The organism is Actinomyces dentalis DSM 19115 (assembly GCF_000429225.1).
Classification (GTDB): domain Bacteria; phylum Actinomycetota; class Actinomycetes; order Actinomycetales; family Actinomycetaceae; genus Actinomyces; species Actinomyces dentalis.
Genome location: NZ_AUBL01000046.1, coordinates 1 through 13,688, shown reverse-complemented (window position 1 = coordinate 13,688; position 13,688 = coordinate 1). Strand labels below are relative to the sequence as shown.

The 13,688-nt window shown below is 71.9% G+C and carries 11 protein-coding genes and 1 pseudogene; 4 read left to right on the top strand and 8 right to left on the bottom strand.

Annotated features, from left to right (window positions below):
- Positions 1-435: 435 nt before the first annotated feature.
- The gene (locus G446_RS0110430) at positions 436-1,404 is read right to left on the bottom strand and encodes a hypothetical protein (RefSeq protein ID WP_051285917.1); all 969 of its coding nucleotides are present in this window, start codon (positions 1,402-1,404) and stop codon (positions 436-438) included.
- A gap of 36 nt (positions 1,405-1,440) precedes the next feature.
- Here G446_RS0110430 and G446_RS0110425 point away from each other — a divergent pair, with 36 nt between their 5' ends.
- On the top strand, positions 1,441-2,031 hold the full coding sequence (locus G446_RS0110425; protein ID WP_026410098.1) for a TetR/AcrR family transcriptional regulator: 591 nt from the start codon (positions 1,441-1,443) through the stop codon (positions 2,029-2,031).
- 104 nt (positions 2,032-2,135) lie between these two features.
- Here G446_RS0110425 and G446_RS0110420 read toward each other — a convergent pair whose 3' ends face one another.
- From G446_RS0110420 to G446_RS0110410, 4 genes are all read right to left on the bottom strand, one after another.
- Positions 2,136-3,713, bottom strand: coding sequence for an RNA-binding domain-containing protein (locus G446_RS0110420; protein WP_026410097.1), 1,578 nt, complete (start codon positions 3,711-3,713; stop codon positions 2,136-2,138).
- Between the two features lie 451 nt (positions 3,714-4,164).
- A complete protein-coding gene (locus G446_RS19365; RefSeq protein ID WP_084779164.1) occupies positions 4,165-4,557 on the bottom strand; it encodes a type II toxin-antitoxin system VapC family toxin in 393 nt (130 codons plus the stop codon).
- Between the two features lie 8 nt (positions 4,558-4,565).
- Positions 4,566-4,796 (bottom strand): type II toxin-antitoxin system Phd/YefM family antitoxin, encoded by a 231-nt coding sequence (locus G446_RS0110415; protein ID WP_026410096.1) that lies wholly within the window; start codon positions 4,794-4,796, stop codon positions 4,566-4,568.
- Between the two features lie 278 nt (positions 4,797-5,074).
- The gene (locus tag G446_RS0110410) at positions 5,075-5,692 is read right to left on the bottom strand and encodes an L-threonylcarbamoyladenylate synthase (protein ID WP_026410095.1); all 618 of its coding nucleotides are present in this window, start codon (positions 5,690-5,692) and stop codon (positions 5,075-5,077) included.
- A 174-nt stretch (positions 5,693-5,866) separates the two neighbouring features.
- Between G446_RS0110410 and G446_RS0110405 the strand changes: the two genes are divergently transcribed.
- Positions 5,867-6,424 (top strand): hypothetical protein, encoded by a 558-nt coding sequence (locus tag G446_RS0110405; RefSeq protein ID WP_245574668.1) that lies wholly within the window; start codon positions 5,867-5,869, stop codon positions 6,422-6,424.
- 37 nt (positions 6,425-6,461) lie between these two features.
- Here the strand turns inward: G446_RS0110405 and G446_RS0110400 are convergent, their stop codons facing one another.
- On the bottom strand, positions 6,462-7,496 hold the full coding sequence (locus tag G446_RS0110400; protein ID WP_026410093.1) for an NAD(P)-dependent alcohol dehydrogenase: 1,035 nt from the start codon (positions 7,494-7,496) through the stop codon (positions 6,462-6,464).
- A gap of 183 nt (positions 7,497-7,679) precedes the next feature.
- On the opposite strand from G446_RS0110400, the gene G446_RS0110395 reads away from it, so the two are divergent.
- Positions 7,680-8,795: a DUF4232 domain-containing protein gene (locus G446_RS0110395; protein WP_026410092.1), complete on the top strand. Its 1,116-nt coding sequence runs from the start codon at positions 7,680-7,682 to the stop codon at positions 8,793-8,795.
- A gap of 42 nt (positions 8,796-8,837) precedes the next feature.
- Here G446_RS0110395 and G446_RS0110390 read toward each other — a convergent pair whose 3' ends face one another.
- Complete coding sequence (locus tag G446_RS0110390) at positions 8,838-10,592, bottom strand: ABC transporter ATP-binding protein (protein ID WP_026410091.1); 1,755 nt, start codon at positions 10,590-10,592, stop codon at positions 8,838-8,840.
- Positions 10,580-12,352 (bottom strand): ABC transporter ATP-binding protein, encoded by a 1,773-nt coding sequence (locus G446_RS0110385; protein WP_026410090.1) that lies wholly within the window; start codon positions 12,350-12,352, stop codon positions 10,580-10,582. Before G446_RS0110385 ends, G446_RS0110390 begins: the two co-directional genes overlap by 13 nt.
- Before the next feature lie 1,120 nt (positions 12,353-13,472).
- Here G446_RS0110385 and G446_RS0110380 point away from each other — a divergent pair.
- Positions 13,473-13,688: pseudogene (locus G446_RS0110380) on the top strand (hypothetical protein); the annotation flags it as partial.

Sequence of the window (13,688 nt, the reverse complement as noted above, 5' to 3'; positions counted from 1 at the left end):
CGGAGGGGGCGGCGGCCGTGGCCCGCGGCTCGGCGGGCTCGGCGGCGGCCCCGGCCAGTGAGCCGGAGCCGGGCTCGGCGGCGGGCTCCGGGCCGGGCCGGGCGACGACGTCGGCGCCGTCGGCCTGCTGATTCGGCAGCGGGGTGCGGTTGCTGTCTGGGGTCACTGAGGGGTCCTTTGCGTGCGGGGCCCGCGGCTCGGCGGCGGGCCCGCCCGGCGTGCCGGGCGCGGATGGGGGCAGACGGCGCGTTGAGCCGTCATCGGCTCAACGCATACGGACGATCCACATGGCGGCATGGTAGCGCCGCGCGACGGCGCGGGCCAGCGGGCCCGTCCGGCCGCGGACCGCCGGCGCTCCCCCGGCGCGGACGGGGGCGTCCGATGGCCGCGAGCGCGGGCAATCGGCGGGGCGTGGGCGCGCTCGCGGCGCGGGCGTTATCGCTCCGTCGGGCCACTGGCCCCGGCGCGGATCTCGGTGCGACGCTCCAGCCACCGTCGGATGAGGATGAAGAGCACGCCGCCGACCACGGGGTGCGCGAGGGTGAGGGCGGCGACCTCCGGGGCGGCGAGCCCGGTTCTGACTCCGGAATCGATCCACCTCAGGCCGCCCAGAAGCACACGGTTGACGGTCAGGACGGTGACGTGGAAGGCGATCGCAGCGGTGAGCGCACCCGGAAGCGGGAGGCGTCGGGCCGCGATGAGGGCAAGACCGAAGATGAGCATCTGCGTCAGGTAGACGATGGGATCGGCTCCGCTCGGCGCCAGAGGGAAGCCCGTCATCTCGACGCCGGGGAGGAGGACCGAGGCCGCCGCCCGGATGAGGTTCCCCGGGACCATGTTGAGGCAGAAGAGCGCCGTGATGGTCGCGGTGGCCGCGAACGGGGACCACGCCTCGCGCATCGTGGACCATCCGTAGCCGCGCAGTGCCAGTTCCTCGGGCAGCGCCTCGTACAGCAGCAGGACGGCGGTGTTGACCGCGAGGAAGGTGATGAGCGCCGTCGGATCGAAGTGATCGAGGCGGATCCACCCAGCCCAGAACGCAGGGGCCCACACCAGCGCTCCGGCGCCGAGGCCGACGGCGGCACCCGTTACGGCCGCGGCCGGCCAGCGTCGGGCCAGGCCGATCCCCCCGGCTCCTCGGAGGGGTCTGCGATCGAGCCGCCGTCGGAGGATCACAACGGCGGGGACGACGATCATCGGGGTCAGGACCGCCTGGAGCACGGGGACGAAGGCGGGGCCCGCCGCGACCCGGGCCCTTATGAGCCGTGCGATCGTTATCGAGAACTCGACCCCCAGGCTCAGCACCGCCCAGCCGATGAGCGCCCTCGCGAGCGCCCCCCGCCGGGTCGGGGCGGCTGAATCCGCCGCATCTGGAGCGGCCGCCGCATCCGGATCGTCATTCATGATCGTATGGTAGCACGATCGTGCTACCATACGATCATGCCCCGCAGAATCGACCGCGCCGCCCGCAAGGCCGAACTCGTCGAGGCGCTGTGGTCCGTGATCCACCACCACGGCGTCTCGGCAGTGTCCCTCCGCACGGTCGCCGCCGCCGCGGGTGTGTCGGTGGGGTCGCTCCGGCACGTCTTCCCGACCCGCAGCGCCCTGCTCACCTCCGCGGCCGAGCTGATGATCGACAATGTCACCCGGCGCGTCCGGGCGGTGCCAACCGATCAGAGCGCCCTGGCCTACGCGACCGAGGTCCTGCTCCACCTGGTCCCCACGGACTCGGCGAGCCGCGCCGAGATGGAGATCAATGTCGCGCTCATCGCGGAGGCGGGGGCGGACCGGGGGCTCCTGCGGATCCGGGACCGCGCCCGGGACGAGCTCTACCGCCTCTGCCGGCGCCTCCTCGCCCGCATCCGCCCCGACGCGGGCGAGGAGCGGCTCGACGAGCGCGCCCGCAGGCTCCACGTCGTCATCGACGGACTGGCCTTCCACCTCGTCCAGGAGGAGCCGGGGACGAGCCGGCAGTGGGCGAGGTCCGTGGTCGAGGAGGAGCTCCGCGCCTGGAGCGCGAACGCCGACTGACGGGCCCCGCGGTGCGCGGCGCCCGTCACGGCGACGACGGCGCCGGGCCCGCCCTCCCCCTCTCCCCCGGCCGCCTCGACCGGAGTGCGGGCTCATTGGCGGGGCTATTCGGCGGGTCCGGGTGGACTGTTCAGGCGGGCGCGGCCGGCGTCGGTGATCCGGTAACGCTGGAGGCGGCTGTTCGGCCTGTCGGGGACGGTCCGCTCGATAAGCCCGGCTTCGAGAAGAGGATCGAGGTGGCGGCGCGCATTGCGCGTCTCGTTGGTCAGTCCGAGCCCGGTGAGCAGTTCCGAGCGGGACATGTCCCGCTCGCTCACGGCGGTGAGGACCTCGAGCGCCGATTCGTCAAGCCGCCCGACTTGGTGACTTGGTGACTCGACTTGGTGACTTGGTGACTCGACTTGGTGATCCGACTTGCTCACCTGCTCACTCGAGTTGCTCACGCGGGCGCCCGTCTCGCCGCTCGCGCCCGCGGTCTTCCGGGGCCGGACCGGAGTGAAGTATCGCGGGTCGTGGTCGGGGATGCGGACGGTGATCCGCAGCCGTTCGTGCAGTTCCTCGATGTCAGGCGGCTCGTAGCCCCCATCGGTCAGGTCCCGGATGACGGTGCGCAACCCCATCCCCCACAGCTCGACGAGCCCGGCCTCGCGGAAGACGCGGGCGAGCGCCGGATTGCGCTGGACGGACACGCCGTGGGTGATCTGCTCAATGGTCACGCCGGGCACGAGCCCGCCGGGGCTCTCGACGACGATGGCCCGATCGTAGAAGACCACCTTGATGGCGGTGCCGCCGTAGGAGTAGCTGGAGTGGACGAGGGCGTTGACGACCAGTTCGCGGATCGCGGCCTCCGGGATGGAGGAAACGTCCCTGCGCCTCCAGTTCCACTCCGGGTCGCCCGCCCCGAATTCGGCCCGCAGAAACCGATGGCGCTGCAGGAAGGACATGACCTCGTCGACGGCGAGGGGGAGCGGACCGCGCACATCCGCCTGGTCGACGAGGTCGAGCCCGTCGCGGCCGCGGAATCGGCCGCACTGCACCCACGCGTGGGGGAAGAAGCGCTGAGGACTGGGGCAGGCGACGAGCAGGCCCGCGTTGGTCGGGCGCAGACGCCCGTTCTCGCGTCCGACCAGTTCCAGGGTGAGCAGTTCCTCCTCTCCGATGGGCCGGCCGAGAAGCCGTTCCAGCACCAGCGGGTCGATGTCGTCGATATCGACCTGCGGGTTGATCTGCCGATCGAAGGTCCGCGAGCCCGCCCCCCGGGCGAGATCGTCCGTCAACAGCCTGGTGGCCCGCCGGTTGGAGGAGCCGAGGCGTACATAGGCGCCGCCGTATCGGCCCGCCTCCTTCAGATAATATGGGCGCTGCCCCCCGACCGGCACGTTGGCGACGAGTACGGTCCTGCCATCGAGGGTGATGAGTTCGATGGTGGGAAGCAATTGGGGGCGTATCGAGTCCGCAATGAGATTGGCCAGTCGCATCTCGGCCGTCACGGGATCATCGATGCCGACGACGCTGCGATCATCCGCCACGCCGATGACGAGGCGCCCGCCCGCAGAATTGGCGAAGGCCACGACTGTGCGCAGCACTCCCTCGGGTCCGGACAGATCGCGCTTGTAGTCCAGGGTCTTGCCCTCGTGGTCGGCGACTCGACCGTCGGGGTCGAGAGTCAGAAAGTCATTCATCGTTCCCCTCATACGCCGTTGTGGTCAGTAAGCCGTGGTCGGCAATTAAACAGTTACGATCCACATCATGATTATAACATAGAGTCTTTCTCGTCAGAAGAATCCCGGGACGGACCGGGAATGAAAGACTCGCCGAGCCTTTCTCATCGGAAAAATCCTAGAGCTGGCCCGAATCGGCGTGATTGCGTGAGAGGGCCTGGGACGACGCAGGGCGGCGCGGCCCCGTGCGCACCACCCCCACTTCGGCACCCATCCTTCCCGCACTACCACGCCGATCATCGCCCTCCCGCACCGCCAGTTCTGGTGAGAAAGGCTCACTATCCCTATGGGTGTCGGACCAGGCCCGCAGATCCAGGTGAAGAATAACCGTGATAACAGCCTCAACGGAGAGGGGACCGCAACTGTTCACCACGCCATCAATCGAGCGTCATGCCAGTTGAGACCGCCTCAGTCATGCGGACAGCAGCAGCAGCCCGTCGAGAGAGCGGAAGACGCGATCAGCACTGACCAACTGGTATCCGCGTCTCATCGCCTGGGCCGCAATGAGGCGGTCGAAAGGATCCCGATGATCCCAAGAGAGTCGACCGGCCATCAATGCATCGGCAGATTCCAGAGGAAGGCTCAGGACATCCGTGCTCGCCACCAACTCATCCCAATCCAGTGAAAGAGACTCCGCCTGAGGCCATTTTCCCAGTCGAACCTTTTGAGCCACCTCGTATGCACTGATAGCCGATACGAAGAGCACTTGTCGCGAATCCGCAAGTACATCGAGAACTACGGGTCTTAGTCGTCCTGGGTTCGTGACGAGCCACACTACAACATGAGTGTCCAGAAGGAGCCCCATCGAGGTCACTACTCCCACAGGGCGAGTTCCTCGTCCGCCAGGGGCTCGAAGAAGAACTCGTCCGGGATCTTGATGTCGGGACGACCCCCGAAGACCCTCCGCGCTGGAGGTTCAAGGGGCCTGAGCGTCGCCACAGGGCGCCCCGCACGCGTCAACGTTATCTCCTCACCGGCTTCGATCCGTGCGAGGAGCTCGGACAGATGAACCTCGACCTCGGCAACATCGACTTGAACATCCATGTGATCAGGATAGCGGTGCGAGAACAGCACGACCAGGCCCCGACAGCCGGCCGCCGAACGCACCGACCTACCCCCATCAGCGTCAGCCGATGACGGCCCGTTCGACGCCTCAGCGACGTCGGGCATGCCATCGGCGGACGCGAGTGCGTCAGCGGCGGATGGTCCGACGACGCGCCCGGATCGCGGCGGCGGGGCGGGGCGGAGAATTGCCATGAACGCTCCCGCGCGCGTCAAGATCCCGGTACGGCCGCGGCGGTCGTCGGGATCGGCCGGGGCGCCTACAGCAGGCCGGCGTCCCCGGCGCCGGCGCGAACGACCTCGGGGACGTCGTCGGTCAGGTCGACGACGGTGGTCGGCTCGGTCGACCCGACCGGGCCCTCGATGACGACGTCGATGAGGTGCCCCAGGGACTCCTCGATCTCCCACCCGGAGGACTCGGGCTCCTCGTTGCCGGGCCTGATGAAGGTCGAGGACAGCAGCGGCCCGCCGAAGCCGGCGAGCAGGGCCTGGGAGATGGCGTGGTCGGGGATGCGCACGCCGAGCGTGTGCTTCTTGGGGTTGAGCGTCATCCGGGGAACGTCCTTGGTGCCCTTGAGGATGAAGGTCCACGGCCCGGGGGTGAGTCGCTTGATGAGCCGGAAGGCGTTGTTGCCGACGATGGCCAGCGGTCCGACCTGGGCGAAGTTGGCGCACACGAAGGTGAAGTTGTGCTTGTCGGACAGCCGGCGGATCGTGCGGATGCGGTCCATGCCCTCCTTGTTGCCCGGCGCGCAGGCCAGGGCGTACCCGGAGTCGGTCGGGTAGGCGACCAGGCCGCCGTCGCGGATCACCGTGACGATCTTGTCGATGAGACGGGCCTGGGGGTTGACGGGGTGGAGCTCGATGTAGCGCGACATGGGCTCACCCTACCGGTGACTGCACTCACTCGGCCGCCGCGACGATCCGCGATTCCCGAGTCCGACGACGGCGCCCGCGAGCGCGCCCGCGCAACCGCGCCGCCCGCGGCCCGCCGTCGTTCGCGGGCGCGCCCGGGCCTTTGCGGCGGCGCCGAATCCGACTAGTTTTTGACTATGAACTCTAAAACCATTCCCCCGCCCGCCCCGGAGCCGGCCTCCGCGCCGGTGCAGCCGTGGGCCGCGGCCGCGTGCTGGACGGCGTTCCTGTGCCCGCTGCCCTCGGTCGCCTGGCGGGCGGCGATGCTGGCCGGGGCGGACGTGGGCTTCGGGCGGGCGGACCTCTTCCGCACCAGCGCGGGCGGGATCGCCTACGTCGTGGCCCTGGAGCTGATCCAGGTCGGCGCCGCCCTGGCCTGCCTGGGACTGTGCCGGCCATGGGGCGAGAGGCTCCCGCCATGGGTGCCGGGCGCGGGCGGACGGACGGTCCCCCGCCGACTGCCCGTCATCGTGGGCGGTGCGGGCAACCTCCTGCTCTACCTCATCATCTACGCCGTCGCCCTGACCTTCACCCTGGCACTCCTGCGCGACCCGCCGTCCTGGACGCCCGTCGAGGGCATGGGGCCCGCCCAGCTCGTCGTCTTCTGCCTGTGCTACGGGCCCATGCCGGCCTGGCCCGTGGCCCTGACGGTCGGCCTGGTCGGCCACTGGCGCAGGCACCGGCGACGCCGGTAACCGATCCCGCGGGCGCCGGGCGGATCGGCGCGGCGGCTCAGCCGACGGTGATCTGGATCTTGACGTCGCCGGGGCGGCCCTCGGCGACGCGGTCGAAGGCGTCGACGGCGTGGTCCATGTCGAAGGTCTGCGTGATGAAGGGCGTCAGGTCGATCTTCCCGGCGGCCACCAGGTCGATGGCGCGCTGGTAGACGTTGGCGTAGCGGAAGACGCTCTCGATGGTCGTCTCGCGCGCCTGCACCTCGGTGACGTCGACGGGCACGGGGTCCACGGGGATGCCCACGAGGACGGTCCGGTTGCCGGGCGCGCCGATCCTCCACAGGTCGGCGTAGGCGCTGGGGTGGCCGGAGCACTCGAAGACGACGTCGGCGCCCCAGCCGGCGGTCTGCTCGCCCACGACGTCGAGGAGCCGGCGCTCGCGCCCGTCGACGGTGACGGTGCCGGGGATGCGGGAGGCGATCTCCAGCTTGACCGGGGAGACGTCGGAGATGATGACCTTGGAGGCGCCCCCGGCCAGGGCCGCGGCGGCGGTGAGCAGGCCGATCGTGCCGGCGCCCGAGACGGCGGCGACGTCGCCGGGGCGGATGCGGGCCTTGGTGGCGGCGTGCATGCCGACGGCGAGGGGCTCCATGAGGGCGCCCTCGGCGAAGGAGACGTTGTCGGGCAGGTGGTAGGTGAAGGCGGCCGGGTGGACGACCTCCTCGACGAGGCAGCCGTCCACCGGCGGGGTGGCCCAGAAGCGGACGGCGGGGTCGACGTTGTACATGCCGGCCAGGGCGGCGCGCGAGCCGGTGTCGGGCACGCCGGGCTCCATGGCCACGCGGTCGCCGACGGCGAAGCCCTCCACGCCCTCGCCGACCCCCGTCACGACGCCGGAGGCCTCGTGGCCCAGGATCATGGGCGCCTCGACGACGTAGCGTCCGATGCGCCCGTGCGTGTAGTAGTGGACGTCGGAGCCGCAGATGCCGACGGTGTGCGGGGCGATGCGCAGCTGCCCGGGCCCGCAGACGAGGTCCCCGGGGACCTCGCGGACGTTGATGACGTGCTGCTTCTCAAGGACGACGGCCTTCATGGTTCTTTTCCTGGTCGGGTTGCGGTGGTGATCGGCGGTGATCCCGCCCGACAACGGGTACGCGCGCCCGCTGCTGAACATTATGCGCGCGGCCGGGCGGAGCGGTCCAGAACAACGCGGTTCGGGCGGGGCGGTCCGGAGCAGCGCGGCCCGCACGCCCGGGCGCAGTGCCATGCTTCCATCATGGAACCGCCCCCGCCGTCCCGCCTGCGCCGCTGGGCGCTGACGGCCGCGGTGCACCTGACCGGGATCGCCGTCACCCTCGTCGCACTCTCGCAGACGGCGCTCCTACTGGTCTTCAGCAGCCCGCTCGCCCTCTTCGACCCGTTCGAGGACTGCGCCCTCAACGTGCTCGAGCTTCCCGAGAAGCAGGTCGTCGCGGGCAGCCACCATGGGGTGACCACCTGCGACGTCGTCGATCCGGTCACCGGCGCCGTCCTCGCCGTCGTGCCCCTGCAGCCGTCGTGGTGGCCGCGGGCCGTGGCGGGCGCCCTCGCCCTGGGGGCGCTCGCCGTCCTCGCCGCCGCGGCGGCGCTGCGCGTGCGGCACACGGCGCGCCCCCGGCGCTACCGGGAGGCCTGCGCCCTTCTGGCGCTGGCCCTGGCCGCGAGCGCGGCGAGCATTCCGACGGCGTCCTGGGTCCACGCCCATGACGAGCGCGTCGACGAGTCCGCCCTCCGGGCGGCGCGCGCCGTCGCGGCGGCGCATCCGCCTCCGAGCCCGCCGCCGACGCCCCGCGCCCTCGGCCCCGCCGCAGAGCCCTCAGAACCCGCCGAACCGGGCGAAGCGGCCGAACCGGGCGAATCGCCGACGCCCGTCGCCGCCGCGCCCGCCCCGGCCTGCCGGGCGGGGGACCTCTTCCTCACCCACGTCGTGGACGGGGCGAGCCTGGGCGGCAAGAGGCACTCGGTCATCGCGGCGACGAACGCCTCGACCGCCGACTGCGCGATCGGCGGCTGGCCGCGGGTCTCCGTCGTCGACGACGCCGGCCGGGTCCTCGACGTGCCCGTCGTCCTGGTTGACGAGGACGGGCGGGAGCCCTCCCCGGACGCGGCGCAGGCGGCCCCGGTCTCCTGGCTCCTGCCGCCCGGGGCCCGGGTCACGAGCACCCTGCACTGGTCCATCGACCAGTCCCAGACCGAGACCCGCTTCCTGCAGGTGCGGCTGGACGGGCAGGACGTGCGCGTCCTCGACGCCCCGGACGACCCCTCGCTCACCGACGGCGACACCGTTCGGCCGTTGAAGATCCCCGAGGGATTCCCCCTGCGCGTGGAGCCCTGGACGGCGAAGCGCCACTGAGCCCCCCGCCCCCGAGCCCCGCGGGCCCTTGGCGCTGCCGCGCTACCGGCTCCCCCCGAGGTCCCCGTCCCGGACCTCGACCTCATCGGCCTGCCCCTGCGCCTCGACGGCGCCGTTGCGGACGACGACCACGCGGTCCACCCAGTGCAGCGTCTGGGGCCGGTGGGCGACCATGATGCAGGTCCGCCCGCGGGCGGCATCGCTCAGCGCCTGCTGCACGCTCCAGTCGGTCAAGGGGTCGAGGTTGGAGGTGGGCTCGTCGAGCACGAGGATGTCCGGATCCTGGAGCAGCACACGCGCCAGGACGATGAGCTGGCGCTGTCCGGCCGACAGCCGGGCGCCGTTGTGCCGGAGCCCGGTGTCGAGCCCCCGGTCGAACAGCGTCACCCAGTCGCCGCCGGCCAGCCGGGCGCAGACCGCCTCCACCTGCCCCCGGGTCGCCCCCGGGAGCCCGGCCGCGATGTTGTCCGCGACGGATCCTTCGAAGAGGTGGACCTCCTGGGTGACCACCCCGATGCCCCGGCGCAGGGCGGCCGGGTCGATGTCCCGCAGCTCGATCCCGGAGAACCGGATGTCGCCGCGATAGTCGCCGAACGCCCCCAGGAGCAGCTTGAGCAGGGTGGTCTTGCCGGCGCCCGTCGGCCCGACGACGGCGATCCGCTCCCCCGGTTCGACCGACAGGGACACGTTGCGGAGCTGGTCGTCGGCCGCACCGGCGTACCGGAATGACACGTCGTCCATCTCGATCCGGCCCCTCAGGTCCTCGGGCGCGACGGTCCCGGTGAGCAGCCCCTGGGGCTGCTCGTCGATCACCGAGAAGACGCGCTCGGCGGAGGCCAGGCCGGACTGCACGGAGCTCCACACCGAGGACAGGCCGGTGATCGGGCCCCAGAACAGGGCGACGCACTGGAGGAAGAGGAACCACGTCGGCAGGGCCAGACTCCCGTCCGCGACCCTCGGGCCGCCGACGGCCACGACGGCCACGGTGGCGCAACCGGTGAGGGCCACCAGCGCGGGGAAGATCCCGCTGAAGAGCCTGTTCACGGCGAGCGTCGCGCGGTACCACCTGCCGTGCAGCTCGTCGAACTCGCGCTCGGCCGGCGCCTGCGCGCCGAATGACCGGATCACCTCGGCACCGGCCGTGATCTCGAGGACGTGACCGGCGAGCGCGCCGGTGGCCCGCGCCATGCGTCGGGCGCGGACGCGGCTCGCCCTGCGGAACATGAAGGTGACCGCGCAGATGAGCGCGCCGAGCGCGAGCGTCACGGCGCCGAGCTCCGGGTCGATCACGAGCAGGACGGCCGACAGGCCGATGACCAGCGCGGCGTCGCCGAGCGCTCCCACCATCGTGCGGATCATGCCGCCCGCCTGAGCGGTGTCGACCACCGCGCGCGACGCGAGGTCGCCCGTGGCGTGCGACTGGAAGAAGGCGAGCCCCTTCTCGGGGAGCGCCCGCAGAAGGGCGCGGCGCAGCCGGAGCACCAGGTTCTCCGAGGCGGCACCGGCCAATCCGCCGCTGACGACGCCCAGCGCCCAGCCGGCGCTCCCCACGAGGGCGCCGATGGCCAGCAGCGCGAGGACCCGGGTCGTGCCGCGGTCGGTCACCGCCGCCTCAAGAGCGGCGGTGGTGAGGAACGGCAGGGCGGCGTTCGCCAGGCCGACCAGCAGCCCCAGGGCCCCCGCGGCGAGCAGCCGCCCCCGGTCCTCGCGCGCCTCGCGCGCCACGCGGCGGACGAGGGCCGCCTCCGCGTATGCCGTGCCGGGCGCCTGCGCCTCGAGCGCGTCTAGAAGTCCCACGATGCGGCTCCTTTCAGCGACCCGTCCGCCGCGCCCGCCCGGGTGGAGGCCAGGAGCCGGCGGTAGACGGCCGAGCTCTCCCCCAGCTCGTCCGGCGCGCCCATGGCGATCACCGCACCGCGGTGCAGGATGACCACCAGGTCGGCCTCGATCGCGTCGGCGACCCGGTTGGTGATTTCGATCACCGTCGGCCGGGGTCTGGTGCGCACGACGGCGCGCAGGCTCTCCGCCGTCCGCGGGTCCACCGCGGAGGTCCAGTCGTCGAGGACCAGGACGGCGGGTCGCGTGATCAGCGCCCGGGCCAGGCCGATGCGCTGGCGCTGCCCTCCCGACAGGGTCGTGCCCGCCTCGGCGACCCGGGTTCCCAGGCCGGCGGGCAGCGTGTCGAGCAGATCGTCCAGGCGCGCCCTGCGCGCGGCCGCCTCGATGGAGGCCGGGTCGGCCCCGCGCGCCCCGAGAGCGATGTTCTCCCCGATGGTGCGCGAGAAGAGGTGGGTGTGCTGGGGCACGACGGCGACCCGGGACACCGAGGCGTCCGCGGCGAGGTCACCGGCGGGGGCGCCGTCGATCAGCACGCGCCCCTCGTCCGGCAGCAGCTCACCGGTGATCAGGCGGGCGAGGGTCGATTTCCCGCTGCCGGTGGACCCCAGGAGAGCCAGGTGGGCGCCGGCCGGCACGTGCAGGTCCACGTGGTCCAGCACGGTCCGGCCGCCCAGACGCACCGTGGCCCCCTCGAGAAGGAGGTCGCCGGCGACCGCCCGACCGGCGCCCTCGCCCCGGGCGCCGTCGCGCAGGTCCACGAGCACCTCCCATACGCGGCGCGCGGCGGCCCTGCCGGCGTTGATGAATCCGGTTGAGGCGGAGCCCGTCTGCAGCGCCCCGCGGAAGGCGGCGAACAGGCCCAGGAAGGCCACGGCCGCGCCCGGCGGGATGTCCCCGCGGTGCAGCAGCACCAGTGCGTGCCCGGCGGCCAGCAGCATCATGACGACGAAGATCAGCGCGGGCATGAAGCGCGCGTTGCTCCTGTGCTGTCGCGCGGCCGTGTCGCGGTGGGCCCGGGCCATTTCGAGCACCTGGTTGACCGATGCGACCGACGCCCCCGTGAGGATCTGGGTCTGCATGGAGCCCAGGGCCTCGGCGACCGTGCTGTTCAGTGCGCCGTTGAGCTCCCGCTCATCGGCCGACACCCCGCTGAGCCGTCGGGTGTGCGCCGCCATCGCCCACCAGAAGAGTGCGCAGAAGATCAGCGGCATCAGCAGCAGCTGCGGGCTGATCAGGGCGATGAAGATCAGGGGCACCAGCGCCCCGAGCACCATCTCGACGAGGAGGTCGCCGCCCGGCGACACGAGCAGACCCACCTCGATGGAGTCCCCGATCTGCCGCGCCGTGAGGTCGCCCGGCGAGAATGCGCTCCGTCCCCGCCCGCGGCGCAGGATCCCCCGGAAGAGCGCGTCCCGGGTGTCGCGCGCGACGGCCGTCGACAGCGTCTCGGCGATGACGACCTGCAGGACCCCGAGGCACCCGGAGACGACGATGAGGGCGAGCAGGAGCAGCGCCATGCGGGTCAGCGGCATGGAGGCGTCCGACCCGACCGCGATGTTCACCGCCGATCCCGTCAGCCACGGGACGCCGGCGGCGGCGACCTGTCCGAGCACGGCGACAACGGCGTATGCCGCGAGCCCGCCCCAGCGGGACAGCAGGCAGGGCCGGACCCACCCGCGGAACCACTGGTCGGCGCCCGGGCGCTGCGTCGTGCTCACCGTGCGCTTCCCGCCGCGGCGTCCGCCATCTTGCGGAGTTGTCCGCCCGTTGCACCGCAGAGCACCGTGCGCCGACGACGCCGCCGACGTGCCCGAGCTGTGCCCGCCCGTTGCGCCGAGGGGCGCCATGATGACGGTCCCGACGCGATCCCCGCGGGATAGTTTTTCCCGCTCGTTGCACCGAAGGGCGCCGGCTTGACGCCGCGCCGCTCACCGAAATTGAGATTCATGCGCACAGGCTAGGGAAAAAATCGGTATTTTACAAAAAATTGACGGCGCGACTCGTCGAAGCCCCTCGCGAGGGGCTCGGCGCCGCGAAATTTATTCAGCGGGCGTCCGAACAAATTTTTGAGGAGCGGTATTGAGTATTTTTCACCGAACCGGAACAGTCTTGGAATTTCGAGCCGGGGCTCTTGGCGAGGAGGGCTCCGATGCCCGCCGGGTCCGGGCCCTCCGCGGGTCTCCGCCCCGGGGAAGTCCGCAGCGCAGTGACGGAGGCGCTCGCCGCCTGGTGCGCGCTCCCGCTCCCGGGGGAGTCGGTTGACGGCGTCACGGGTACGGCGGGCACCGCCTGCGCGCCCCCGCCCCCCGGGGGGAGTCGGCCGACGGCGACCGCGACGTCGCCGTCGGCGTCGCCCGAGCCCCGCCCCCGGGGGGAGTCGAATTGGTGATGTCACCTCGGCTCGCATTGTGCGAGGCGGGCTGGCGAGAATCGAGCCGGGGCGGATTCCGTCGCGTTGGGCTCGCACGGTGCGAGGCGGGGTGGACCGTGTCGCGCTGGGCTCGCATTACGCAAGCCCGCCCCGGCCCCGGCCCCGTGATTCCGTTGAGCGGACCCGGAATTACGCAAGCCCGCCCCGGCCCGCGCCGTTCCGGGGCCGGGGTCCGGCTGCGCCGGTCCGGGAGTCGGGGAGGCCGGCGGGCGCGGACGCAGGACGTGCTCGCGCCGGCCCGGGGCCGGTCCGGGTGTCGTGCACGCCATCGCGGGCCTGATCCCGATCCCCGTCCCGGCTCATCCCGACCAGGTCCGCGAGCACGTCACTTAACCTCGGTTTTTCGTCGTGGGGTGCCGGGGGTGGGGGTGAGGGTGCTCCTTCTCCTGGGATAATGCGGATTACTGATGTCCGTGCATGTCCAGGGGAGGGGCACCCTCGTGGTGAATGGTACCGGGTTGTACCCGGCTGTGGGTGTGGAGTCGGGGGAGGTGCCGGCGGTGGGGCCGGCCGGGGCGAGGCTGCTGACCGGGACGATCCGGGCCGTGGGCCTGGACACCGCGCTGTCGGGGGCCCTGGCGCCCTGGCGCAAGCCCCTGGCGGTGCACGACCCGGGCAAGATC